Origin of the sequence: Sphingomonas sp. HITSZ_GF (assembly GCF_029543155.1) — a bacterium.
Lineage (GTDB): Bacteria > Pseudomonadota > Alphaproteobacteria > Sphingomonadales > Sphingomonadaceae > Sphingomonas.
In genome coordinates, this window is the sequence record NZ_JARQXA010000003.1 from 457,786 (window position 1) to 481,952 (window position 24,167).

Consider the following 24,167-nt stretch of genomic DNA (forward strand, 5'->3'; position numbering starts at 1 on the left):
GCTATCATGACTCTCTCATCCGAACAGCTCGGCCTGCTGGTCGAGAAGGCAGGCGGCCCGGCGCAGGTGCTGCGCATCCTCTCCGGCGAAATCGAGATCGACATCCGGCCCGCGCGCGGCGCGCTGCCCGGGATGCTCGAGGTGCCCGTCGGCATCGACTTCGAGACCCGCGTCGCCCGCGGCGGCTATGGCTGGCGCTATGACGCACTGACCGAGGCGCGCTTCCCCGTCACCGACGCCCAGATCGGCGCGCGCGAGCAGAAGCTGTTCCACTTCAACCGCAGCGTCTCCTCCGAAGATGCGGCGCGACTGATCCGGGAGGCCGGCTATGAGCCCGCGCGGATCGGCGAGATCCTGGCATTCGGCGAAGCGGCGCCCGAAGTGCAGGTCCGGCATCCGGTAGTCGGGCTCGGGTCGGTCGCCGAGATAGACGGCAAGGCGAGCGCCCCGACCCTGTGGTTCGACGGCGAATGCCGCACGCTCGACCTGCTCTGGCTCGACGGCGACTGGCACCGGAATTACCGGTTCCTGGGGGTGCGCGAGGCCTAGCCGCCGCGACATCGCCCGTTGCCTCCGACCCGTGCCCGCGCCAGAAGCGCGCATCGGGTGACGGGAGGAGCAAGGCGATGAAGCGCGCGATCGGCGGGGACATGGCATTCGCTCTGGTGACCGCGGTGCTGCTGCTGGTCACCCATGCCGTCGCCTATCTGATCCACGAATATGCGCACAGCTTCACCGCATGGGCGCTCGGCTACATGGCGAACCCGCTGGCGCTCGAGTATGGCGGGCTGACCCCGGGCAACCTCGTCTTCCTGATCGAGGTGGGCGACAATGTTGCGTATGATCCGATCCTGAAGGGCGGCGACGGGCTGGCCGTCGCCGCGATCGCGCTGGCCGGCCCCCTCATCGGCAATGGCCTGCTCTACATCCTGCTCCATGCGCTTGCGCCTCGCCTGGCTGCACGCGGCCCTGTCGCCGCCTCCTTCCTGTTCTGGATGCTGCTGATGTGCGCGGCGAATATGTGGAGCTATGTCCCCATCCGCGCGATCACGACCCATGCGGACATCGCCATCGCTGCCGAAGGACTCGGCATCGGCGTGCTGCCGCTGTTCCCGATCCTGCTGGTGCCGTCGCTGGCCCTGGTCGGCCATTTCTTCCTGAAGGCGTGCCCGCGGTTCATCCCGGCAATCGCCGAGGGCGCATCGGCCCGCACGGCGCTGATGGTCGCGCTCACCGGCGCCTGGTTCTTCCTGCTGTTCGGCGGGATCGGATTCTCCGGGAGCTATGGCCCCGTATCCCAGGCCTTCTCGATTCTCTCCGAAGCGCTGCTCATGCCGCTGTCGGTCGTCTGGCTCTGGCAGCGATGCAGCGTCAAGGCCTGAACGGGGCCGGCGTTCACCGGCCCCGTCCCGATCAGAAGCGGTAGGAAATCGACGCGGTGAAGCTGCGCGGAGCAGCATATTGCGCAATGCCGTACGAGCCATAGATCAGGCTGGTGAAATAGGTCTTGTCCGTCACGTTGCGGACCACGACCGTCGCCCGCACATCCTCCACCACATCGATGCCGGCCTGCAGATCGATGATCGTATAGGCGCCCTGCTTCACCGGGGTGTAGATGCCCGGATACATATCCGCCGACCCGGTCGAACTCTGCCAGCGCAGCTGCCCGCCGAACGAGGCGTTGTTGAGCGTCGGGATCGTATAGGTGGTGGACATCTTGAGCGTCTGACGCGGGATGAACTGCCGGGTCTGCGCGCCTCCCTGGTCCTTCAGGGCCAGCTTGGTGTAGCCGCCGCTCAGTTCCCAGTTCGACGTGATGCGACCCGCGACTTCGATTTCGAAGCCCTCGCTCTTGGTCTTGTCGACAGCCTCGTAGTACCAGAAATTGGTGAACACCGGATCGGGCATCGAGCCGGCCAGCTTGCCGAGCCCGCTCTGCTCCGAACGGAACACCGCGGCGGTCAGATAGAGCCGCTTGTTGAACAGATTGGCCTTCACGCCGCCTTCGATGTTGGTGCCCTTCACAGGGGCGAGCTGCCGCCGATTGATGTCGAGATAATTCTGCGGGTAGAAGATCGTCGTGTAGCTTGCATAGGCGGTCAGGTTCGACGTGAAGTCGAACAACAGGCCGGCATAGGGATTGAACTCGCCCTGGCTGGTGTTGAGCGCCTGGCCGTAGCTGTACCCCTCATCCTTGAGCTTGGCGTAGCTCGCGCCGGCGACGAGGTGGAGGTTGTCGGTGAAATTGATCTGCGAAGCGAGATAGGCGCGCCACAGCGAATTGGTCTCGTCCTCGGCGATCGCCTTCGGATTGTAGGTCGGCAGCGCCGGGTTGTAGCGATCGGGTCCGTTGAAGTTCGGCAGCACGATGCAGCCGAGGCCGCATCCGGTGTCGACGGCGCGGCCCTGCCACCCGCGGACATGCCCCTTGGCATAGGAGAAGCCCATGGTCAGCTTGTGCTCCTGGCCGAACAGCTTGAAGCTGCCGTTGGCGAACAGGTCGGCCATGAGGCGATTGCTGATCGTCTCGAACTCGGAGGTGTCGCCGGTGTAGAAGCCGGTGGTCCGGTTCGGCAGGTAGGTGGGGTTCATGATGCGGGACTGGCCCACATAGCCCTTGTAGGTGAGCACGCCCTTGATCGTCCAATCGCCGAGGCCATAGGCAAGCTCGGCAAAGGCTTCGTCGTCCTTGTTGAGCCAATAGGCCCAGGGCGGCGACGAGTTGGCCGACCGGTCGTAGCTGATCGGAGTCTGGTCGGTATAGTTCAGATACAGGCCGATCCAGGAAGCCGAGGAGCTCAGCTGCTCCTGATGATTGTAGCCCGCGGTCAGCGTGAGATCCGGCGTGACCTTGCCCGCGATGATGACGCCGAACAGGTCGCGGTTGTGGCTGTACTTGTCGAGATAGCTGTCGCCCTGATCATGCGCGCCATAGGCACGGATACCCCAATCGTCGCTGAGCGGGGTAGAGACGTCGAGCTCGCCGCGCAGCTGGTTCCACGATCCGGCATAGCCGGCGGCCGACACATGCATGGTCGCCAACGGCCGCTTGCGGATATAGTTGATCATCGCCGAGGGATTGCCGATGCCGGTGGTCAGGCCGTTGGCGCCGCGGACGATGTCGACACGCTCGTACTGGAAGGTGTCGGTATCGCCATAGGTGAGGTTGGCGAGCAGCGGCAGGCCGATCCCGTCGACCTGGAAATTGATCACGTCGAAGCCGCGCGCGTTATAGACGGTGCGGTCGGTCTCCTGGTCGTCGACGTTCAGGCCCACCGCCTGCTTGAGCAGTTCCTTGGTGCCGGTCAGCGCATAGTCCTGGATGCGCTTCTGGTCGATGATCGTCACCGACTGGGGCGTCTCCATGAAGGTGAGCGCAAGGCCGGTCGAGGTGGTGGTCGGCACGTTGATGCCGGTGACGACGATCTCGCCCTCGCCCTTCTCCTGCTCGGCGGTTGCGGTATCGGTGTCGGTCTGCGCCCAGGCGACGCCGGGCATCGCGACGAGCGCGGCGCCGGCCAGGATGTGGCGCAGTGTGGATTGTACCCCGGCTGCACGCCGGTCGAACGTGGTCATGTCTCTTCCCCTTTGCTCCCGGAGACCCGCGGGGATCATGCCCTGTCGCGTCTCTTCAGACTGGTGGCGTCCCTCCCGGACGGCTCTTCAATCTGGCCTCAAGCTGCGGTTCCGGGGTCCGGAGTGGCAATGACTAAAGCGGTATCTCGTGATACCCGGCGCGGCGCGTTCGCCGCCATCACGCACGCCAAACGAAATCGGCCCGCCGCCCTTTCGGGCAGCGAGCCGATCCCGCTGAAACCTGGCCGCAGGTGGGCGCCCAGGAACTGTTATTTCGCGACCAGCTCTCCCACGCCGCCATAGACCGGCCTGCCGGCGAACAGCGTGAGCACCACCTTGACGTTACGGATCTCGGTGGTGGGTATGTCGAACAGGTTGCGATCGAGCACGACGAGATCGGCAAGCTTGCCGGGCGTGATCGAGCCGGTCTCCTTGTCGATATGGTTCACCTCGGCGACGTTGATCGTGTAGGAGGCGATCGCCTCCTCCAGCGTCACCGCCTGGTCGGCGAGAAGCGGGCCGCTCTCCGGCTTGAGCGGGTTGGTGCGGGTCAGCGCGACCTGGATCCCGTCGAGCGGATAGGCGGAATCGACCGGCCAGTCCGAGCTGTAGGCAAGCTTGCCGCCCGCCTTCACGATGTTCGCGGCCGGATAGATGTTCTGCGCGCGGCGCGGCCCGATCGCCGCCTTCTGCAGGTCCATGTCCTCGTAGTTGCTCGCCCAATAGGGCTGGAACACCGCATAGACACCGAGTTCGCCGAAGCGCGGCTGGTCCGCCGGGTCGATCACGTTCATGTGCGAGATCATGTGGCGATGCCCGCGATCGCCATTGGCCTTCAGCGCCGCCGCATAGGCATTCAGGCTCTCGCGCACCGCGCCATCGCCTTCCGAATGGGTATGGGCCTGGAAGCCCTGCGCATCGAGCCGGGTGACCGCGGCGGTGAGGATTTCGGGGGTGACCGCGGGCTTGCCGCGATCGCTGGTGCCTTCATAGGGCTCGAGCATCGAAGCGGTGTGCTGCGGGATCACGCCATCGAGATAATATTTCACGCTATAGGCATTGAGGCCGTAGCGCTTGGCCCGTTCGGCCGCCCGCAGGATGCCCGGTATCTGGTCGAGCCCGCGCTCGTTCTTCCATTTGATGTCGATCGCAACGCGCGCCGTCAGCGCGCCCTTGTCGCGCACCGCCCGATAGGCCTCGACCATCGGGCTGCTGCCATCGTCGCGATATTCTACGCCGGCATCGTGCCAGTTGGTAATCCCGAGGCCGTTGAAGTGCTTCACCACATAGACGATCGAATCCTCCAGCTCGCCGGGAGTCGGCGCCGGGATCAGCTTGTCGACCAGCGCCATCGCGCTGAATTCCCACAGCGCGCCATTGGGCTCGCCGGTCTTCGGATCACGCCCGATGCGACCGCCCACGGGGTCGGGGGTGTCCTTGGTGATGCCGGCCAGCTCGAGCGCCTTCGAATTGGCCCATAGCGCATGCCCGTCGAACGATCCGAAGATGATCGGCCGGTCGCGGCTGATCGCGTCGAGCGTCTCCTTGTGCGGGGTCACGCCCGGGAAGTTGGTCTGCGCCCAGCCGATGCCATAGACCACGCCGGTGCCCGGCTTCTTCGCCACGCATGCAGCGATCATCGCCTGATATTGCTCGGGGGTCTTGCCGTCGACGATCGGGCAGCGGGCATGGGTGAGGCCGCCAAACATTGGATGGGCATGGGCATCGCCGAACCCGGGCAGCAGCATGCGCCCGCCCAGATCGACCACCTTGGTGCGCGTGCCCTTGGTGCGGGCGACCTCGCCGGCGGTGCCCACCGCCAGGATCTTGCCGTCCTTGATCGCAACCGATTCCGCCCAGGGCCGGCTTTTGTCGACCGTATAGACCCGGGCATTGGTGAGGATCACGTCCGCCGAGGCTGCCTGCCCCTTCGACCGGTCGCCCGCGAGCGCCGCCCCGGGCTGGGCAAGCGCGAGGGCAAGGGCGGCCGAGGCGATCGACTGGCGGATGGCGCGTTCTTTCATGCTGATCCCTGTAGCTGGCGGCCCGGATGGGTGTGCGGATCACCCTAATCCGCACCCCATGCCCCGCAAGGTATCAGGCGATCAGCTTGCGATCATGCCTCAGGCAGCGAGCGATGCACCTTCGACGGCAGCTTCACGCAAATCCTCGGCAAGTTGGGCCACCCGATCGAGCTGTGCGTCCCACGCGAACATGAAGCGCGCGCCGCCGCCGATGAAGGTGTAGAAGCGCCAGCCGCGCGCGCGCAGCCGGTCGAGCACTTCGGGCTCGGCTTCGAGGAACACCGCGTTCGCCTGCACCGGGAACATCAGCCGCAGGCCAGGCAGCGCCTCGACCTGCGCGGCGAGCAGGCGCGCGCAGGCATTGCCATGCTCGGCATTGCGCAGCCAGGCGCCGCTTTCGAGCATCCCGATCCAGGGCGCCGACAGGAAGCGCATCTTCGAGGCAAGCTGGCCGGCCTGCTTGCAGCGATAGTCGAAATCCTCGGCCAGCGCGGGATCGAAGAACAGGATCGCCTCGCCCACCGCCATGCCGTTCTTGGTACCGCCGAAGCAGAGCACGTCGACGCCGGCCGCCCAGGTCATCTCGCCCGGCGTGCAGCCCAGCGTCGCGCAGGCATGCGGGAAGCGGGCGCCGTCCATGTGCAGCTTGAGCCCCAGCTCGCGGCAGGCCGCCGAGATCGCCTTGATCTCGTCGATCGCATAGACCTGTCCGGTCTCGGTCGGCTGGGTGATCGTCACCACGCGCGGCTTGGGGAAATGGATGTCTGATCGGCTGGTCGCCAGCGCGCGGATCGCCTCGGGCGTCAACTTGCCGTCGGCGGTCTGGGCAACGAGCAGCTTCGAGCCGTTGGAGAAGAATTCGGGCGCGCCGCACTCGTCGGTCTCGACATGGGCCGAGGCCGCGCAGATCACGCTGTGGTACGACTGGCAAAGCGAGGCCAGCGCCAGCGAATTGGCCGCGGTGCCGTTGAACACGAAGAACACTTCCGCGTCCGCCGCGAACAGCTTGCGGAAGGCATCCGCCGCCCGCTGCGTCCATTCGTCATCGCCGTACGCGACTGCCGATCCTTCGTTCGCCGCCATCATCGCGGCCAGGGCCTCGGGGCAGACCCCGGCATAATTGTCGCTGGCGAATTGTTGCGGCGTAAGCGTCATACTCGAATCCTCGTCAGTGCAGGCACCGGACGCCGGATCGACATGAATGAAATGCGGCAGGGGATCCCGTTTGTTGCCGGTCCGGCCACATCCCCTCTGATGAGGGCACCACCTTGCTCGGGAGCAGGTTGGTGTCGGACGTCGGCCCGACTCTTGATGCGGGGCCGCGTCTAATGCTGCCGTGCAGCAGAAGCAAGATCGGAGGATGCCGGACGCGTCACCGCATGGTGCGGACCTCGTCGTCCTTGCCGGTCATCTCCCAGCGGATCAGCGAGATCGGGATCGAGCCGGCGGCGCGGAAGCGATCGTGGAACGACTTGATGTCGAACTTGTCACCCTCCTGCATCGCCACGTCGGAGAGCAGCTTCTCGAGCTCGACCTTGCCCATGTAATAGCCGACGCCATAGCCGGGCTGGCGCAGATACAGCTCGATATCGAACTGGGCGACAGCATCCCCCGGATACATCCATTTGGGCGTGCGCGAGATGAGCGAGGCATTGGCCTGCTTCCAGGTCCATTCGTTCGCCTGCATCTTCAGCTCGGGAAGGATGCGCGCGGCACGCTTGGCGCCGAGGATATAGTCGATCTCGCGCGCCTTGGGCCGATCCTCGAGCATGCCCGACTGGATCAGGAACTCCTCGAGATAAAAGGCCCAGCCTTCGTTGCGCAGGCCGTTGACGAAGAACAGCCGCTGGCCTCCGCGGATCGGGCGCGTGTCGCGTGCATTCTGAAGCGCGTCGAAGGCATGACCGGGCAAATTATGCGCGCGCAGCGGGCGGCCGTCGCGGAACTCGGCCTGGAAGAAGAAATGGAGATGCTGGGGCGGATCGAACAGGCCCGGCTTTTTCGGGTCCTTCTCGAACGGGAAGACATAGGGACCTTCCTCCGGATCATGCTTCACATAGTCGGGGATCGTCACCCACTGGCCGTCGCGGAGGAACTTGAGCAGGTCCTCATCCTCGGTTTTCCGCTTGGCCTCGAACTCGGCGGCAGTCTTTACCGGCTCGGGCATCGGGATGGCGCGGTTGCGATGCTCTTCGATCTTCAGCCAGGTGACCTGCCGCTGATACTCCCGGTCGCCGATGACCTTTATCTCCTCCGGCGTGTAGGGCAGCAGCAGGACGTGCTTGATATACCAGGCATAGTTCTCGGCGCCGACGCCGCCATAGGCGGGAAGCCCGGCCTCGATGCTTTCCAGCCACGCCTTGAACTCGGCGGCGGCTGCCTGGGCGCGCTTTGCCGGCGCTGCCAGCGACGGCTGGAGCTTCGCTGCCTGCGCGGCCAGCTCGCCATAGACGTTCACTTCCACCTGCTTCTGCACGATGGCGAGCCGGGCAAGGTCGCCGCGCGCATCGGTGAGGTTCACCCGCGCCTGGCGCAGCGCTTCGGGCACCGCGTTGAGCTTCGCCGCCAACGCATCGGCCTTGTCCTTGGCAATCGGCAGCTTGGGGATTGCGATCGCGCCGTGCATCTTCGGCCCGAAGCCGAGATTGGTGGTGCTGTAGAAGGCCGGGTCGCGCTTCCAGGGCTGCATCACCCGGTGCTGGAATTCGAACCCGCGCATCTCGGCGAGCACGACCATATAATCGACGCGCTGGGGGATCGGCCATGCGCTGTCGTCGATCGCCGCCAGCCGCGCCTCGAAGCGCTGCAGCTCGGCATATTGCCGCGCCATGGTCGCCGGCGAATAGTCGGGCACGCCCTGCACCATCGGCGGCGGCACGAAGGCGCGGAATTCCTTGTAGAGCGCGAGGAGCGCATCATAGCCCTGCGACGCCGGCGCGACGGTCTGCGCGTCGGCGGGGCGGGCAAAGACGATAGGAACGGCTGCCGCAGCAAGCATGGCTCCGGCGACGATCAGACGATGTTTCTTGCGCATATTCCCCCCGAACTCCCTGCCCGTGCGCCGTTCAAAGCGCGTTGAAGAACCGGCCCAGCCGCTCCATTGCCTCGCTAACCCGCACCTCGGATTCCGATCCGAAGCAGACGCGCAGATGCCCCTCGCCACCCGGGCCGTAGAAGCTGCCCGACTCGACCACGACATGCGCCTCCTTCAGGATCGCCATGGCGAGGTCGTGCGAGGACCTGCCGGTGCCGCTGATGTCCGGAAAGGCATAGATCGTCCCCTCCGGCTCGGCGCAGGTGACGCCGGGCATCTGGTTCAATGCCTGGACGACGATGTCACGCTTGCGGCGATCGGCCTCGACCATTGCCAGCATCGCGTCCTGCGGCCCTTCCACCGCGGCGCGGGCGCCTTCCTGGATGAACACGTTGACGTGCGTCACGTCGGTCATCGTGATGCGCATGATCGCGGGCATCAGCTTTGCATCGGCGGTCAGATAACCGATCCGCCAGCCATCCATCGAATAGGCCTTGGTGAAGGCGAAGCAGGTGATCGTCCGCTCGCGCATGCCGGGCAGGCTGGCGATGCTGACATGCTCGGCCTTGCCATAGGTGATGTACTCATAGACCTCGTCCGACAGCACCAGCAGGTCGTGCTCGATCGCCAGATCGGCGACGTGTTGCAGCTCTTCGCGGCTATAGACGCGGCCGGTGGGGTTGGCCGGGTTGACCAGCACGATCATCCGCGTGCGATCGGTGATCTTCGCGACGATCTTCTCCTTCGAGATCGCGAAGTCGTTCGCCTTGTCGAGTTCGGCGATAACCACCTTGCCGCCGGCCAGCTCGGTCTTGCCGATGTGCTGCGGGTAATAGGGATCGAGCAGGATCACTTCGTCGCCCGGATCGATCGCGGCCATGAAGGCGGCGAACGAGGCATGGGTGAGCCCGTTGCACACCAGCACCTCGTCGATGGCGTAATCGAGCCTGTTGAACTCTGCGAGTTTCCTGACCAGCGCCTGGCGGAAGGAGAGCGTGCCGCGGAAATCGCCGTAATGGACGATGCCGGCATCGAGCGCGGCCTTGGCCGCCTCCTTGATGTGCACCGGCGTATCGGCGTGCGGGCGGCCGAACTCGAGGTGGATCAGGTCCACTCCCGCCGCATCCAGCTTGGACGCTTCGTCATACATGCCGAAGCTCTTCTTCGATCCGCCCGTAAGGCGCTGTGCCGGCCACTTCATATTCGACCCCTTTGCGACTCTGTTACCCGTGAATAATTGCGTGATATATGATATTTCAAGCTTGAAATTTCAGGCTTGAAATATCTAGCGTACGGGCGTTAGGTGACACGGACGGAGTCGCCGCGAAGGAGTATCTGCTCGATGAAGATCGCATGCATGGGCGGCGGGCCGGCGGGCCTCTATTTCGCCATCTCGATGAAGGTGCGCGACAGCAGCCACGAGATCCATGTCTTCGAGCGCAACCGCGCGGACGACACGTTCGGCTGGGGCGTGGTCTTCTCCGACCAGACGGTCGACAATCTGCTGGCCAACGATCCCGTCAGCGGCGAGACGATCCGCGGCGAGTTCGCGCATTGGGACGATATCGACGTCCATATCCATGGCGAGTGCATCCGCTCCTCGGGGCACGGCTTCATCGGCATCGGCCGCAAGCGGCTGCTGGCGATCCTCCAGCAGCGCGCCCGCGATCTCGGCGTGCAGCTCCATTTCGAGCATGAGGCGAGCGACGACCTGGCCGATTGGGCGGACTATGACCTGGTCATCGTCGCCGACGGCGCCAACAGCCGCATCCGCGACCGCTATGCCGAGCATTTCGACATCGACATCCAGCCGCGCCGCAACAAGTACATATGGCTCGGCACGCACAAGGTGTTCGACGCCTTCACCTTCGCCTTCGAGCAGCTGCCCGAAGGCTGGGTGTGGGCGCACGCCTATCGCTTCGACGATCAGCTCTCGACCTTCATCGTCGAAATGGCGCCCGAGACCTGGCAGGCGCTGGGCCTCGACCAGGCCGGGCAGGACGACGCGATCGCCTTCAGCGAGCGCGTGTTCGGCAAATATCTGGACGGCAATGCGCTGATGTCGAACGCCGGCCACCTGCGCGGCTCGGCGGCGTGGCTCAACTTCCGCAGGATCGTCACCGGGCGCTGGTCGTACGACAAGCTGATCCTGCTCGGCGACGCTGCGCACACCGCGCATTTCTCGATCGGATCGGGCACCAAGCTGGCGCTGGAGGATGCGATCAAGCTGGCCGAGGTGCTCAACCGCCCCGGCCTCGGGCGCGAACAGGCGCTGGCCGAATATCAGGCCGAGCGCAGCGTCGAAGTGCTCAAGCTGCAGAACAGCGCGCGCAACTCGACCGAATGGTTCGAGACGCTCGACCGCTACCTCCCCTTCGCGCCGATCCAGTTCGCCTATTCGCTGCTCACCCGCTCGCAGCGCGTCAGCCACGAGAATCTGCGCCTGCGCGATCCGGCATGGCTGGAAGGCGTCGAGCGCTGGTTCCAGGCACAGGCGCCGGGCGGCAAGGGCGACAAGTCGGTGCCGCCGATGTTCGCACCCTACAAGCTGCGCGACATGGCGCTCGACAACCGCGTCGTCGTCTCGCCGATGGCGATGTATTCGGCGGTGGACGGCACGCCGAACGACTTCCACCTCGTCCATTACGGCACCCGCGCCCAGGGCGGCGCCGGGCTGGTCTATACCGAGATGACCTGCGTCTCGCCCGAGGGGCGGATCACCCCGGGCTGCCCGGGCATGTACGCGCCCGAGCATGTCGCGGCGTGGCGTCGGGTCACCGATTTCGTCCATGCCAATAGCGGCGCGAAGATCTGCCTCCAGCTCGGCCATTCGGGCGCCAAGGGCTCGACCCGGATCGGCTGGGAGGGAATGGACCAGCCGCTGGCAGAGGGGAACTGGCCGCTGATCGCCGCGTCCGATGTGCCGTGGAGCGCCGGCAATGCGGCGCCGCGACCGATGACGCGGGCAGACATGGATGCGGTGCGCGACCAGTTCGTCGCCGCCGCGCGGATGGCGGTGGATGCCGGCTTCGACATGATCGAACTGCACGCCGCGCATGGCTATCTGCTGTCGAGCTTCATCACGCCGCTCCAGAACACCCGCACCGACGAATATGGCGGCAGTCTCAAGAACCGGCTGCGCTATCCGCTCGAAGTGTTCGCGGCGATGCGCGCCGCCTGGCCCGCCGAGCGGCCGATGTCGGTGCGCATCTCGGCGACCGACTGGATGGGCGGCCAGGGCGTCACGCCCGAGGAAGCTGTCGAGATCGCCCGTGCCTTCGACGAAGCGGGTGCCGACCTGATCGACGTATCGGCCGGTCAGACCTGGGCCGAGTGCAAGCCGGTCTATGGCCGCATGTTCCAGACGCCCTTTGCCGACAAGATCCGCAACGAGGCGCGCGTCTCGACCATGGCGGTGGGCAATATCTTCGAGACCGACCACGCCAATTCGATCCTCGCCGCCGGCCGCGCCGATCTGGTGGCGATCGGGCGGCCGCACATGGTCGATCCGATGTGGACGCTGCGTGCTGCCGCGCAGCACGGCTATCGCGGGGTGCGCGTGCCGCCGCAATATCTGGGCGGGATGAGCCAGCTCGCCCGCAACCTGCAACGCGCCGCCGAAACCGGCGCGGTGATGCGGAGCTGATGCCGATGCCGATGCGTCTCAAGGACGTGCATGCCGTCGTCACCGGCGGGGGATCGGGCATCGGCGCGGCGATCGCCCGTGCGCTGGCAGCGGAAGGTGCGCGATTGACGCTGGTCGGGCGCCGGCTCGAAGCGCTGGAAGCGGTCGCCGAGACGATCCCGGGCGCGATCCCCATACCCGCGGACGTGACCGACCGCGCTTCGATCGACGCCGCCTTCGGCGCTGCCCGTGCTGCGCACGGCCCGATCGGCATCCTGGTCAACAATGCCGGCATCGCCCCCAGCGCACCCTTCGCCAAGGTGACTGCGGAAGCCTGGCGCGCGACGATGTCGACCAATCTCGACGCGCTGTTCGATTGCTGCCAGGCCGCGCTGCCCGATCTGCTGGCGGTGCCTGCCGGGCGGATCGTCACCGTGGCCTCCACCGCGGGCCTCAAGGGCTATGGCTATACTGCGCCCTATGTCGCCTCGAAGCATGGCGCGATCGGGCTGATGCGCGCGCTGGCCGCCGAGTTCGCCGCGACCCCGCTCACCGCCAATGCGCTCTGCCCGGGCTTCACCGACACCGACATCGTCGCCAAGACGATCGCGACAATCACCAGCCGCACCGGGCGCAGCGAGGCCGAGGCGCTGGCCGAGCTGACCCGCCACAACCCGCAGAAGCGGTTGATCGCTCCACAGGAGGTGGCCGAAGCGGCGGTGTGGCTATGCCTGCCCACCAGCGGATCGGTGACCGGCCAGGCGATCCCGATCGCCGGTGGAGAAGTCACGTGAGCCGCCCCGCACCGCTGCGCGAAAAGCATGACGGCGCGCTCGACGATCGCGGCAGCGTGCGGCTGTGGCTGCGGCTGCTCACCTGCACCACGGTGATCGAGAAGCGGCTGAAGCGCGGATTCGCCGACCAATATGACATGACGCTGCCCCGCTTCGACGTGATGGCCGCGCTCGACCGGCACCCGGAGGGGATGACGATGGGCCAGCTCTCGCAGGCGCTGCTCGTGTCGAACGGCAACGTCACCGGCGTCGTCCAGGCGCTGGTGCGCGATCGCTATGTGAGCCTGGCGCCCTCGCCCACCGATGGCCGCTCCTCGATCGTGCGGCTGAGCCAATTGGGGCGCGAGTGCTTCGCCGGGCTCGCCGAGGCGCATCACGAATGGATCGAAGCGATGCTGGCCGGGCTGGGCCGCGAAGAACGCGGCCATCTCCACCAGCTGCTGGGGGTGCTCAAGGACTCGCTCGCTGCCGATGGGGAGAAGGAATGACCATGGATCCGACCAGCTTCGCGCCCAAGCATTTCGGCTGGGCCTTCGCCGACGGGGTGGCGACCGTCACGCTCAACCGGCCCGAGCGCAAGAACCCGCTGACCTTCGAAAGCTATGCCGAGCTGCGTGATACCTTCCGCGACCTCGTCTATACGCCGCAGGTGAAGGCGGTGGTGGTCACCGGCGCGGGCGGCAATTTCTCGTCGGGCGGCGACGTCCATGAGATCATCGGCCCGCTGACCGAGATGGCGATGCCCGAACTGCTAGCCTTCACCCGGATGACCGGCGACCTGGTCAAGGCGATGCGCGCCTGCCCGCAGCCGATCGTCGCCGCGATCGACGGCATCTGCGTGGGCGCCGGGGCGATCATGGCGATGGCATCGGACCTCCGCCTCGCCACGCCGGGGGCGAAGACCGCCTTCCTGTTCACCCGCGTCGGCCTGGCGGGCTGCGACATGGGGGCCTGCGCGATCCTGCCACGGATCATCGGCCAGGGCCGCGCATCCGACCTGCTCTACACCGGCCGGATGATGTCCGCCGAGGAAGGCGAGCGCTGGGGCTTCCACAACCGGCTGGTGCCCGCCGAGAGCCTGCTGGGCGAGGCGCAGGCGCTGGCGCGCAGCATCGCCGCCGGCCCCACTTTCGCGCACGGCATCACCAAGACCCAGCTCAACACCGAATGGGCCGTGAGCGTCGAGACCGCGATCGAAATGGAAGCGCAAGCCCAGGCGATCTGCATGGCAACCAGGGACTTCCGCCGCGCTTTCGAGGCGTTTGCAGAGAAGCGTACCCCAGTGTTCGAGGGCGACTGATGGCCGACCGCAGCTTCCTCGACTGGCCGTTCCTCGATGACGGGCATCGCCAGCTGGCCGCTGACCTCGAGGCCTGGTGCGCAGCCAACCTCTCCGACCATCACGGCGCGGACGTCGACGCCGAATGCCGCCGGCTGGTCCGCGCGCTCGGCGAGGGCGGCTGGCTGCGCTACTGCGTGCCGGCGGCCTGGGGCGGCATGCACGAGACGCTCGACATCCGTTCGCTGGCGCTGATCCGCGAGACGCTGGCACGCCATTCTGGGCTGGCCGACTTCGCCTTTGCGATGCAGGGGCTGGGTTCGGGCACGATCTCGCTGTTCGGCACCGAGGCACAGAAGGCCGCCTATCTCCCCGCCGTGGCCCGCGGCGAGAAGATCGCCGCCTTCGCGCTGACCGAGCCGGGATCGGGGTCCGACGTCGCCGCGATGGAGACGCTGGCCGAGCGCACAGCCACCGGCTGGCAGGTCAACGGCGCCAAGACCTATATCTCGAACGGCGGCATTGCAGACTATTACGTCCTGTTCGCCCGCACCGGCGAGGCACCCGGCGCCAAAGGCGTATCCGCCTTTATCGTCGATGCCGAAACGCCGGGCCTCAGTGTCACCGAGCGGATCGAAGTGATCGCCCCCCACCCACTCGCCACGCTGGAATTCACCGACATGAGGCTCCCCGCCGACGCGCTGCTCGGCGAGGCCGGGCGCGGCTTCGCGGCGGCGATGGCGACGCTCGACATCTTCCGCACCACCGTGGGCGCGGCAGCGCTGGGCTTCGCTCGCCGGGCGCTCGACGAGGCGACGGCGCGGGCCCGCAGTCGCAGGCTGGGCGACGGCACGCTCGCCGACAATCCGGTGACCCAGTCCAAGCTCGCCGAGATGGTGCTCGATATCGATACCTCCGCGCTGCTCATCTACCGCGCCGGCTGGCTGCGCGACGTGCAGGGCCAGCGCAATACCCGCGAGGCGGCGCTGGCCAAGCTCCACGCCACCGACAGCGCCCAGCAGGTGATCGACAAGGCCGTGCAGATCTTCGGCGGCCTGGGCGTCACCGTCGGCGCGCCGGTCGAGGCGCTGTACCGCGAAGTGCGGGCGCTGCGCATCTACGAGGGTGCCTCCGAAGTGCAGAAGATCGTCATCGCCCGCCAGCACCTGGCGCAAAGCGCCGACTGATGTTCCGCGTCACCTATCCCCTGCGCTTCGCGCATTGCGACCCTGCGGGCATCGCCTTCTACCCGCGCTGTCTCGAGCTGTGCGATGCCGCGGTGGAGGACTGGACCCCGGCGGTGCTCGGCGACGACCGGCGGGCGATGCACATGGGCCGCGGGCTCGGCCTGCCGACCGCCAGCCTTGCCGCCACCTTCACCGCGCCTAGCAGGCTGGGCGACCGGCTCGACTTCGCGGTGCAGCTCACCCGGATCGGCAACAGCTCGATCGATCTCGAAGTCGAAGTGACCTGCGAAGGCGCGCCGCGCTTCTCCGTCCGCCTCACCCAGGTGCTGATCGATCTCGCCTCGGGCGCTTCGCAGCCCTGGCCGCCCGAATATCGCCAACGCCTTGAAATGGAATGCCAATGACCGCCCATCAGAGCCTACTCCCCCCCGGCTGGAAACGCCCGCGCGGCTATGCCAACGGCATCGCCGCCAGCGGCCGGATGGTGTTCACCGCCGGCGTGGTCGGCTGGGACGAGGAAGAGCGCTTCGTCGCCCCCGATCTCGCCGGCCAGTTCCGCCAGGTGCTGGTCAACACGCTGGCGATCCTCGCCGAGGGCGGCGCCGGGCCGGAGCATATCGTGCGGATGACCTGGTACGTAACCAGCCGGGACGAATATCTCACCGACATCGCCGCAATTGGCACCGCCTATCGCGACCTGATCGGCCGTAACTATCCGGCAATGGCCGTGGTCGAAGTCGCCGCGCTGGTCGAGGCCGAAGCCAAGGTCGAGATCGAGACGATCGCGGTCGTCCCCACCGCCTGAGGAACCCCCGACATGCAGAAATTCGACTGGGCTGATCCCCTGCTGCTCGACGCGCAGCTGGAGGACGAGGAGCGGATGATCCGCGACACCGCGCGCGACTATGCCCAGGCCCGGCTGGCGCCGCGGGTGATCGAGGCGTTCGACAAGGAAGTCACCGATCCGGCCATCTTCCGCGAGATGGGCGAGCTCGGGCTGCTGGGACCGACGGTGCCCGAGGCCTATGGCGGCGTCGGCGCATCCTATGTCGCCTATGGCCTGATCGCCCGCGAGGTCGAGCGGATCGACTCGGGATACCGCTCGATGATGAGCGTCCAGTCGAGCCTGGTGATGTACCCGATCCATGCCTTCGGCTCCGAAGCGCAGAAGCAGAAATACCTGCCGAAGCTCGCCAGCGGCGAATGGATCGGCTGCTTCGGGCTGACCGAGCCCGATGCCGGATCCGATCCCGGCGGCATGCGCACCCGCGCGGCGAAGATCGACGGCGGCTACCGGCTGAACGGCGCCAAGACCTGGATCTCGAACGCCCCGATCGCCGACGTGTTCGTGGTCTGGGCCAAGTCCGACGCGCATGGCGGCGCGATCCGCGGCTTCGTGCTCGAAAAGGGCATGAAGGGGCTTTCGGCGCCGAAGATCGAAGGCAAGCTGAGCCTGCGCGCCTCGATCACCGGCATGATCCAGCTCGACGATGTCGAAGTGAGCGAAGACGCGCTGCTGCCCGAGGTCGAGGGGCTGAAGGGCCCCTTCTCGTGCCTCAACCGCGCCCGCTACGGGATCAGCTGGGGCGCGCTGGGCGCCGCCGAATATTGCTTCCACGCCGCGCGCCAATATGGCCTCGACCGGCACCAGTTCGGCCGGCCGCTGGCCGCCACCCAGCTCTTCCAGAAGAAGCTGGCCGACATGGAGACCGAGATCACGCTCGGCCTGCAGGCGTCGCTGCGGGTCGGGCGGCTGATCGATGCCGGCCAGTTCGCGCCGGAGATGATCTCGATCGTCAAGCGCAACAATGTCGGCAAGGCGCTCGATATCGCCCGGGCGGCGCGCGACATGCACGGCGGCAACGGCATCTCGGGCGAGTTCCAGGTGATGCGCCACGCGATGAACCTCGAGACGGTCAACACCTATGAGGGCACGCATGACGTGCACGCCCTGATCCTGGGCCGGGCGATCACCGGCATCGCTGCCTTCTGATCCCTACCCGGCCCGCTTCCTACAGCGGGCCGGGAAACGACTCGCCAAAGTACACGAAGTACATGCCAGGAGCGGGTTTTCGCGCGCCTTGCGTTGACACAGTTCCCGCAAGTGCGCCCGATCTCGCAACATCCTTGCGCGCGGATGATCCTATCTTTCCAACAAGGCAAAGAGCGGCCCGGCCCCTAGGCCTGGCCGCCCGAGCCCAGCACGCGAAATCCTACATTGCAAGCGCGCGGCCGCCCTGCCCTCACTTGACCAGCAGGATGCGGCTGTTGGGCGGATAGGCCCATTCGAAGCCGCGATCGGTGACCACGCCATTGTCCTCGAGCGGGATCTTGATCTTGCGCGTGCCCCATTCGGGCACCGGCGTGTAGAGGAACAGCTCGATCGACAGGAAATTGGTCGGCCGCAGCGTGTAGCCCATGCGCAGCGGGTTGAAGTCGGCGATCGACGGGCCCGAGCCATGGCCCCAATCGCCCACCGAATGGCTGCCGATCACCACATCGGAGACCTTCAGGTCCTTGCTCGGATCGTCATAGCGGCCGAGCACCAGCCCCGGCGTCTCCGCCACGCGCTTGTTGACCGCCGACAGCGCATCGCCCGCCTTCACCCCCGGACGGACCACGTCGAGGATCATCCGGCGGATCTCCTGCGCCTTGTCATAGGCGCGCTGCACGCCGGCCGGCGGCGCGTTCTCGCCGGGCTTGAGCACATAGGCCATGCGCTTCATGTCGGTGTAGTAGAAGAGATAGTTCACGCCCCAATCGACCGTGATCAGGTCGCCCGGCTGGATGATGTGATCGCCCGAGACCGGCCCGCGCTCGCCCGGGCCGAGGATGTAGATGCTCGGCAGGCCGAAGCTGTTGCCCAGCCCTTCCTTGTGGAGCTGCTCCATCATCCACCAGGCGACGTCGCCGGTGGTGGTGTGGCCGGGGACGATCACTTCGTTCGACAGCGCGCGCTCGAGGATGGTGCGCGAATATTCGCCGGCGCGGGTGAAGGCGGCGATCTCGTTGACGCTGTGGCGGCCGCGGAAATCGGAGACCAGCTTCTCGGCGGAGACGAGCCGGCCCGCCAGCACCGGCCCCAGGGTCTCGACCAGCTTCGCCTGGAGCGAGTGGCTGAGCCCGTCGGCAGTGCCGATCTCGGTGGCGATATCTACGCCGATCCGCTTGGGATCGCGCGCCTCGACGAACTTGCGCAGTTCGGCGGGCGAGACCTTCAGATCATAGAGCGGGCACTGATCGAAACCGGCGCCGCCGATTCCCATCACCGCGCGCTCGATACGGCCGCCGCCGGTGCGATCGGTGAAGACATAATAGCCGATATCGCCGACATAGCCGCCGCCGAGCAGCGCGGCATTGGGATCGTCATGCCCTTCCCGCGAGGCGACGATCCACATGTCGATGCCGTTCTCGCGCATCACCTCGGGCAGGATCAGGTCGAGCTTGTCCTTGCGGATCTGGCACATCTGATCCCAGCGCCGCTTCGCCTCCTGGCCCTGGGCCGGCAGTGCGGCGAGCAGCGGCAGCATCGCGAGCGGCAAGGCCAGGCGGCGCAGGAACTTCGACGACACGACTGTTCTCCCATGATTTTCCCGGGGAGAACGTGACAGGCTCGCAACGGAAATGGAACAATAATCACGCAATTTTCGTTGATATTTTGCCGATCGAACGGCAAGGGGGATTCGACAGCGATCAGGATGGAACCAGGTCAGCGCCCGGCCGCGTGCGGCGGGGCGCCTGTGCTGCTTCCGATTTGAACCATGCCGGCGCGAACGACGAATAATTGGTGCAAATGCATATGTTTTCGGCTAAATCGCCTGCCCCAAGCCGTCCGGCCCGGCACAACGTCTTGATCCTGGGGAATGATTGAGGGAAACATGGCCACAAGCGCAATGAAGAACGCGGCAAGAACGGCAGAGGACCTGATGGACAATCGTACTGTCTATGACCCCAGCAGCCCGAATTTCCGTCTCGAGAACTCGCCATTTTACCTGATGGCGCATGCCGATTTCAAATATCACGAGGACATGGACATCGTGCTGCACAAGCACGGCGTGTCCAAGCCGATCTATCGGGTGATGACCGTGCTGCGCGAGCGCCAGCCGGCGAGCATCGGCGCGATCGCCGAGGCGGCGCTGACCAAGCGCTCGACGATCAGCCGGATCATCGACCGGATGGTCGAGCAGGGCCTCGTCACCACCGAGCCCAATCCGGAGGACAACCGCATCACCGAGGTGACGCTGACTCCGGCGGGCCAGCAGACGCTGCGCAAGCTCACTCCGATCGTCGGCCGCCAGTTCAGCCGCGCGATGGACGGCGTGAGCGACCGCGACATCGCCCATCTGCTGCGCACGCTGCAGAAGATCAGCGCGAACCTGAGCAAGCTGCCAATCGAATAAGGGGAAGCCCGGCTCGAGCGATCGAGCCGGGCTTCAGCGTCGTCCTCCGAGGGATCGTGGAGGACGCGCTTAGCGGGGCTTACCGTCCACCACCACCTTGCCATCGGCGATGACGTAGCGGACGTCGCGCAGGTTCTTGAGCGAATCGAGCGGATTGGCGCCGACGATCAGGATGTCGGCGATCTTGCCGGGCTCGATCGTGCCGAGCTTGTCTCCCATGTGCATGATCTTCGCGCCGACGCTGGTCGCCGAGGCGAGGACATCGGCATTGGTCATGCCGGCCTGGTGGAGATAGTCGAGCTCGCGGAAATAGGCGTCGGGATAGCGCCATTCATTCTCGAACGGCACATCGGTGCCCACGCCGATCGGCACGCCGGCGCGATAGGCCTCGTTCACGCGCTTGAGGTGGTCCTGCTGGTTGATCACGAAGCGGCGCGAATGGGTGTAGTAGAAGCCGCCGCTCGGGATGCCCGCAGTCGGGTAGCCGCCCTCCAGCAGATTGTCGAAGGCGATGATCGTCGGCACGAAGGCAGTGCCATGCTTCTTCATCAGGCCGATGGCCTGGTCGCTGATCAGCAGCGGATGCTCGAGCGTGTCGACTCCCGCCTCGATCGCCCAGTCGGTATATTTGCCATAGCTGTCGATCGCCACCGGCACGCCGAGCGAATGTGCCTCATCGATCGCGGCGGCCAGCTCTTCCTTGTCGGCAGGCGCACTGATCTTGATCCAGTCGGCCAGGCGGCGGACCTGCTCTCGCACGGCCTTGCGCCATTCCCAGGGCCCGTCGACGCCGTGCGGATCGCCGCCGAGATTGGGCTTCTCGCGACCGGTGGCGGTGGAGGTGACCTCGTCGCCGTGCCCGCCGGTGCTGGCGAGCAGCTTGCCGCTCCACATCACGCGCGGGCCGCGGATCATGCCACGATCGACCGCTTCCTTGATGCGCAGCGCGACGTCATCCATCGTGCCGACGTCGCGCGCCGCGGTGATGCCGGCGGTGACCATCTGGTCGGCCAGGATCGTGCCGCGGATCGCGGCGGCGGCCGGGCTGTCCGAATAGCGGCCCATGTCGGTGCCGCGCTGCTGGGTGAAATGGATATGCAGGTCGATTAGGCCCGGCACGATCCACAGCCCGGTCGCATCGATCGTGCGCGCGGCATTGGCAGGCACGGGCGTGCCGGCCGGGCCGGCCGAGACGATGCGATCGCCCTGCATCACCACCACGGCATTGGCAATCGGCGCCCCGCCGCGGCCATCGAGCAGGGTGCCGCCGGTGAGCACCACGATCGGATCCTTGCTGCGATCGATCGGCGGGATCGGCACGCGGCGGACGTCGTCGGTCGTCTCGGGAATCGCGCGCTGCGCATGGGCGAGATGCGGGGTGAGCGCGCCCATCAGCAGCGCCGCGGAGATCGCCGCCCCCCGCAAGAACTGCATCCGCCGAGCGCGGACCATCGTCGATTCCATCATTGCGCGACCCCTATCATTCCCAATTACACATGATTTAAAGCGTGATTCTCTTGACGAAACAAGGGGCATTTGCAACCTTTCCCCTCGGCGGTCCTCTTGGGACGGGGCTGCCAGGGGAATCGCGGGCGATGAAGCAGACAAGGCTAACGGGAGGCCCGGCATCGCTGCCACCGGGGCAGCACGGCCTGGCTGCGGGCGAGCTGGGCGAAGCGCTGCAGCATGCCATGGCCCTGGCCAAGGGCGGCAAGCCCGACCCGGCCCGCACCATATTGCTGCGCGTGCTCGGGCTCTCCCCCGAGAACCCCGATGCGCTCCAGCTGCTCGGCATGATCGCGCGCCAGGCGGGGCGGAACGACGAGGCGGCCGATTTCTTCCGCCGCTCGCTCGCCGCCGCGCCGGCCCAGCCGCATGTGCAGAACAATCTGGGCAACAGCCTGGTCGATCTGGGTGCGATTGCCGAGGCGGCGCTGGCCTATCGCGAGGCATTGCGCCTGGCACCGGGCTATGACGAGGCGCGGGTGAACCTGGCGGTGGCGGAGCTGGCCGGCGGCGACGCGGCCGGCGCCTGCCAGACGCTGGCGCCGCTGCTGCGCCGCGACCCGCGCCATGCCCGGGCCTGGGCGATACTGGGCCAGGCCCGGCGCGCCAATGGCGAGCTGGACCATGCGATCGCAGCCTTCCGTACGTCACTCTCGCTGCGCCCCGACCATGTCCCGACGCTGCACAATCTCGGCGTCGCGCTGCGGCTTGCCGGCTGGCCCGACGAGGCGCTGCCGCTGCTCGCCCGCGCCAGCGAGGCCGCGCCGGCCAGCCCCGAGATCGCCTATAATCTCGGCCATTGCCTGCAGGACCTGGGGCGGATCGACGCGGCGATCATCGCCTATGAGCGCGCGATCACGCTGCGCCCGACCGATCGCGCGGCGCATCAGTCGCTGAACGGGCTGCTGTGGCGGCAGGGGCGCAAAGACGCCTGGCTCGCCAGCTACCGCGCCGCGCTGGCCCGCCATCCCGATGATCAGGGGCTGCTCTGCGACCTGGCCGATAGGCTGCTGCTCGCCGGCGATGCCGCAGGGGCCGCCGCGCTGCTCGCCCCGCATGCCGGGGATGCCGGGCCGGAGCTGCGCTTCCAGCTCGGCCGCGCCCGCTGGTCGCTCGGCGAAAGCGACGCGGCACTGGCGGCGTTCGACGCCGCACCGGGCTTCGCACCTGCTCAGCGCGAGGCGGCACGTGCGCGCATCATCCTCGACCGCCCGGCCGAGGCGCTCACCGGGCTCGCGCCGCTGCTCGCCGCCAATCCGGCAGACCAGCAGGCGCTGGCGCTGCAGGGCCTGGCCTGGCGCTTCACCGGCGACCCGCGCGAGGCCTGGCTGAACGATACCGATCGCCTCGTCTCGGCCAGCCTGCTCACTCCGGCCGACGGCGACGTGACCGGCTTCAACACGCGGCTCGACGCAGCACTTTCGCCGCTCCACCGCGACCACACCCACCCGCTCGAGCAGACGCTGCGCGGCGGCACCCAGACCAGCGACGACCTGTTCGCGCTGCCCGACCCGATGATCGCCCGGGTGCGCGCGATGATCGAGGCGCAGGTGGCTGCGTGGCTCGCTGGCCTGCCACGCGACACCGAGCACCCCTTCCTGCGCCGCAACACCGGCCGCTTCGCCTTTTCGGGCTCCTGGTCGGTGCGGCTGCGCAGCTCGGGGTTCCATGAGAACCATATCCATCCCGAGGGGTGGATCAGCGCCTGCTATTATGTCGCGCTGCCCCAGGCGGTCGACTTCCATCGCCAGGGCTGGCTCAAGTTCGGCGAGACCGGGCTGCGGCTCGGGGAGCGCGAGCGGATCACGCGGATGATCCGGCCCGAGCCGGGGCTGCTCGTGCTGTTCCCCTCCTATTTCTACCACGGGACGGTGCCGTTCGAGGATGCCGGCCACCGCACCACCATCGCCTTCGACATCGTGCCGGCATGACCGCGCACGCCCAACCCAGGGAGGACAGACCATGACCAGCCAGACGCTAGAGATCTTCGCCGCAGGCATCGCATCGGGCGAGATCCGCACGATCGACCTGACCCAGACGCTGTCGCCCGACACACCCACGCTGGTGCTGCCGCCCGAGTTCGGCCAGTGCGCCGGGTTCAGCCAGGAAGAGATCTCGCGCTACGACGAGCGCGGCGTCGCCTGGTACTGGAACAACTTCACCGTCAGCGAACATACCGGCACGCATTTCGACGCGCCGATCCACTGGATCACCGGCAAGGACCTGCCCAACAACGCGGTCGACACCGTGCCGCCGGCGGACTTCATCGCCCCCGCCGTGGTGATCGACATCTCGGCCAGGTCGACGGAGAATCCCGACTATCTGCTGACCGTCGCCGACATCGAGGCATGGGAGGCCGAGCATGGCCGCATCCCGCCGCGCAGCTGGATCATGCTGCGTACCGACTGGTCGAAGCGCGACGTCGACGGCTACACCAATCGCCGTGAGGACGGCGCGCATACGCCCGGGCCCTCGGCCGAGGCGGTGCAGTTCCTGATCGAGGCGCGCGACGCGCATGGCCTCGGCGTCGAGACGATCGGCACCGATGCCGGCCAGGCGCATCTGCTCACCCCGCCCTATCCGGCGCACACGCTGTTCCACGCCGCGGGGCGCTACGGGCTGCAGTGCCTGGAGAATCTCGACCTGCTGCCGCCGACCGGCGCGGTGATCCTGGCCACGCCGCTCAAGATCAAGGGCGGATCGGGCAGCCCCTTGCGCGTGCTGGCGCTGGTCGCGGGCTGA

At 66.8% G+C, this 24,167-nt stretch carries 20 protein-coding genes and 1 riboswitch; of the genes, 13 read left to right on the forward strand and 7 right to left on the reverse strand.

Annotated elements, in window-relative coordinates; translation table 11 throughout:
- Positions 1–6: 6 nt before the first annotated feature.
- Both P6144_RS11015 and P6144_RS11020 read left to right on the forward strand, forming a co-directional pair.
- Complete coding sequence (locus tag P6144_RS11015; RefSeq protein ID WP_277767805.1) at positions 7–549, forward strand: hypothetical protein; 543 nt, start codon at positions 7–9, stop codon at positions 547–549.
- 77 nt (positions 550–626) lie between these two features.
- Complete coding sequence (locus tag P6144_RS11020; RefSeq protein WP_277767806.1) at positions 627–1,382, forward strand: hypothetical protein; 756 nt, start codon at positions 627–629, stop codon at positions 1,380–1,382.
- 31 nt (positions 1,383–1,413) lie between these two features.
- On the opposite strand, the gene P6144_RS11025 is transcribed toward P6144_RS11020, so the two are convergent.
- From P6144_RS11025 to P6144_RS11045, 5 genes are all read right to left on the reverse strand, one after another.
- Positions 1,414–3,576, reverse strand: a complete 2,163-nt coding sequence (locus P6144_RS11025; protein ID WP_277767807.1) for a TonB-dependent siderophore receptor — start codon at positions 3,574–3,576, stop codon at positions 1,414–1,416.
- A gap of 269 nt (positions 3,577–3,845) precedes the next feature.
- A complete protein-coding gene (locus P6144_RS11030) occupies positions 3,846–5,600 on the reverse strand; it encodes an amidohydrolase (RefSeq protein WP_277767808.1) in 1,755 nt (584 codons plus the stop codon).
- Positions 5,601–5,699: 99 nt separating this feature from the next.
- Positions 5,700–6,755: a low specificity L-threonine aldolase gene (locus P6144_RS11035; RefSeq protein ID WP_277767809.1), complete on the reverse strand. Its 1,056-nt coding sequence runs from the start codon at positions 6,753–6,755 to the stop codon at positions 5,700–5,702.
- A 59-nt stretch (positions 6,756–6,814) separates the two neighbouring features.
- Positions 6,815–6,920: riboswitch (SAM-I-IV-variant riboswitch) on the reverse strand.
- 52 nt (positions 6,921–6,972) lie between these two features.
- Positions 6,973–8,634: a DUF885 family protein gene (locus P6144_RS11040; protein WP_277767810.1), complete on the reverse strand. Its 1,662-nt coding sequence runs from the start codon at positions 8,632–8,634 to the stop codon at positions 6,973–6,975.
- Positions 8,635–8,665: 31 nt separating this feature from the next.
- On the reverse strand, positions 8,666–9,835 hold the full coding sequence (locus P6144_RS11045) for a pyridoxal phosphate-dependent aminotransferase (protein ID WP_277767811.1): 1,170 nt from the start codon (positions 9,833–9,835) through the stop codon (positions 8,666–8,668).
- A 141-nt stretch (positions 9,836–9,976) separates the two neighbouring features.
- Between P6144_RS11045 and P6144_RS11050 the strand changes: the two genes are divergently transcribed.
- Genes P6144_RS11050 through P6144_RS11085 form a run of 8 tightly spaced genes read left to right on the forward strand, consistent with a single transcriptional unit; the run spans position 9,977 to position 17,512 of the window.
- Positions 9,977–12,280: a bifunctional salicylyl-CoA 5-hydroxylase/oxidoreductase gene (locus tag P6144_RS11050; protein ID WP_277767812.1), complete on the forward strand. Its 2,304-nt coding sequence runs from the start codon at positions 9,977–9,979 to the stop codon at positions 12,278–12,280.
- A 5-nt stretch (positions 12,281–12,285) separates the two neighbouring features.
- The gene (locus P6144_RS11055) at positions 12,286–13,053 is read left to right on the forward strand and encodes an SDR family oxidoreductase (protein ID WP_277767813.1); all 768 of its coding nucleotides are present in this window, start codon (positions 12,286–12,288) and stop codon (positions 13,051–13,053) included.
- Positions 13,050–13,541 (forward strand): MarR family transcriptional regulator, encoded by a 492-nt coding sequence (locus P6144_RS11060; RefSeq protein WP_277767814.1) that lies wholly within the window; start codon positions 13,050–13,052, stop codon positions 13,539–13,541. The genes P6144_RS11055 and P6144_RS11060 overlap by 4 nt, the downstream gene beginning before the upstream one ends.
- Complete coding sequence (locus P6144_RS11065; protein ID WP_277767815.1) at positions 13,538–14,353, forward strand: enoyl-CoA hydratase family protein; 816 nt, start codon at positions 13,538–13,540, stop codon at positions 14,351–14,353. Before P6144_RS11060 ends, P6144_RS11065 begins: the two co-directional genes overlap by 4 nt.
- Positions 14,353–15,519, forward strand: a complete 1,167-nt coding sequence (locus P6144_RS11070) for an acyl-CoA dehydrogenase family protein (RefSeq protein ID WP_277767816.1) — start codon at positions 14,353–14,355, stop codon at positions 15,517–15,519. The genes P6144_RS11065 and P6144_RS11070 overlap by 1 nt, the downstream gene beginning before the upstream one ends.
- A complete protein-coding gene (locus P6144_RS11075; protein WP_277767817.1) occupies positions 15,519–15,923 on the forward strand; it encodes a thioesterase family protein in 405 nt (134 codons plus the stop codon). Before P6144_RS11070 ends, P6144_RS11075 begins: the two co-directional genes overlap by 1 nt.
- Positions 15,920–16,324 (forward strand): RidA family protein, encoded by a 405-nt coding sequence (locus tag P6144_RS11080; protein WP_277767818.1) that lies wholly within the window; start codon positions 15,920–15,922, stop codon positions 16,322–16,324. The genes P6144_RS11075 and P6144_RS11080 overlap by 4 nt, the downstream gene beginning before the upstream one ends.
- A gap of 12 nt (positions 16,325–16,336) precedes the next feature.
- The gene (locus tag P6144_RS11085) at positions 16,337–17,512 is read left to right on the forward strand and encodes an acyl-CoA dehydrogenase (protein ID WP_277767819.1); all 1,176 of its coding nucleotides are present in this window, start codon (positions 16,337–16,339) and stop codon (positions 17,510–17,512) included.
- A 250-nt stretch (positions 17,513–17,762) separates the two neighbouring features.
- Here the strand turns inward: P6144_RS11085 and P6144_RS11090 are convergent, their stop codons facing one another.
- Entirely contained in the window at positions 17,763–19,091 is a 1,329-nt protein-coding gene (locus P6144_RS11090) for a M24 family metallopeptidase (protein ID WP_277767820.1), read from the reverse strand.
- A 354-nt stretch (positions 19,092–19,445) separates the two neighbouring features.
- Here P6144_RS11090 and P6144_RS11095 point away from each other — a divergent pair, with 354 nt between their 5' ends.
- On the forward strand, positions 19,446–19,919 hold the full coding sequence (locus P6144_RS11095) for a MarR family transcriptional regulator (protein ID WP_277767821.1): 474 nt from the start codon (positions 19,446–19,448) through the stop codon (positions 19,917–19,919).
- Positions 19,920–19,988: 69 nt separating this feature from the next.
- Here the strand turns inward: P6144_RS11095 and P6144_RS11100 are convergent, their stop codons facing one another.
- On the reverse strand, positions 19,989–21,353 hold the full coding sequence (locus P6144_RS11100) for an amidohydrolase family protein (RefSeq protein ID WP_277767822.1): 1,365 nt from the start codon (positions 21,351–21,353) through the stop codon (positions 19,989–19,991).
- A 161-nt stretch (positions 21,354–21,514) separates the two neighbouring features.
- On the opposite strand from P6144_RS11100, the gene P6144_RS11105 reads away from it, so the two are divergent.
- The gene (locus tag P6144_RS11105; protein ID WP_277767823.1) at positions 21,515–23,356 is read left to right on the forward strand and encodes a tetratricopeptide repeat protein; all 1,842 of its coding nucleotides are present in this window, start codon (positions 21,515–21,517) and stop codon (positions 23,354–23,356) included.
- A 31-nt stretch (positions 23,357–23,387) separates the two neighbouring features.
- Complete coding sequence (locus P6144_RS11110; RefSeq protein ID WP_277767824.1) at positions 23,388–24,167, forward strand: cyclase family protein; 780 nt, start codon at positions 23,388–23,390, stop codon at positions 24,165–24,167.

Excerpts from the sequence above, each read along its gene's own strand:
- P6144_RS11015 (WP_277767805.1), top strand. The coding sequence starts at position 7 with ATGACTCTCTCATCCGAACAGCTCGGCCTGCTGGTCGAGAAGGCAGGC.
- P6144_RS11020 (WP_277767806.1), top strand. The coding sequence starts at position 627 with ATGAAGCGCGCGATCGGCGGGGACATGGCATTCGCTCTGGTGACCGCG.
- P6144_RS11025 (WP_277767807.1), bottom strand. The coding sequence starts at position 3,576 with ATGACCACGTTCGACCGGCGTGCAGCCGGGGTACAATCCACACTGCGC.
- P6144_RS11030 (WP_277767808.1), bottom strand. The coding sequence starts at position 5,600 with ATGAAAGAACGCGCCATCCGCCAGTCGATCGCCTCGGCCGCCCTTGCC.
- P6144_RS11035 (WP_277767809.1), bottom strand. The coding sequence starts at position 6,755 with ATGACGCTTACGCCGCAACAATTCGCCAGCGACAATTATGCCGGGGTC.
- P6144_RS11040 (WP_277767810.1), bottom strand. The coding sequence starts at position 8,634 with ATGCGCAAGAAACATCGTCTGATCGTCGCCGGAGCCATGCTTGCTGCG.
- P6144_RS11045 (WP_277767811.1), bottom strand. The coding sequence starts at position 9,835 with ATGAAGTGGCCGGCACAGCGCCTTACGGGCGGATCGAAGAAGAGCTTC.
- P6144_RS11050 (WP_277767812.1), top strand. The coding sequence starts at position 9,977 with ATGAAGATCGCATGCATGGGCGGCGGGCCGGCGGGCCTCTATTTCGCC.
- P6144_RS11055 (WP_277767813.1), top strand. The coding sequence starts at position 12,286 with ATGCCGATGCGTCTCAAGGACGTGCATGCCGTCGTCACCGGCGGGGGA.
- P6144_RS11065 (WP_277767815.1), top strand. The coding sequence starts at position 13,538 with ATGACCATGGATCCGACCAGCTTCGCGCCCAAGCATTTCGGCTGGGCC.
- P6144_RS11070 (WP_277767816.1), top strand. The coding sequence starts at position 14,353 with ATGGCCGACCGCAGCTTCCTCGACTGGCCGTTCCTCGATGACGGGCAT.
- P6144_RS11075 (WP_277767817.1), top strand. The coding sequence starts at position 15,519 with ATGTTCCGCGTCACCTATCCCCTGCGCTTCGCGCATTGCGACCCTGCG.
- P6144_RS11080 (WP_277767818.1), top strand. The coding sequence starts at position 15,920 with ATGACCGCCCATCAGAGCCTACTCCCCCCCGGCTGGAAACGCCCGCGC.
- P6144_RS11085 (WP_277767819.1), top strand. The coding sequence starts at position 16,337 with ATGCAGAAATTCGACTGGGCTGATCCCCTGCTGCTCGACGCGCAGCTG.
- P6144_RS11095 (WP_277767821.1), top strand. The coding sequence starts at position 19,446 with ATGGACAATCGTACTGTCTATGACCCCAGCAGCCCGAATTTCCGTCTC.
- P6144_RS11100 (WP_277767822.1), bottom strand. The coding sequence starts at position 21,353 with ATGCAGTTCTTGCGGGGGGCGGCGATCTCCGCGGCGCTGCTGATGGGC.
- P6144_RS11105 (WP_277767823.1), top strand. The coding sequence starts at position 21,515 with ATGAAGCAGACAAGGCTAACGGGAGGCCCGGCATCGCTGCCACCGGGG.
- P6144_RS11110 (WP_277767824.1), top strand. The coding sequence starts at position 23,388 with ATGACCAGCCAGACGCTAGAGATCTTCGCCGCAGGCATCGCATCGGGC.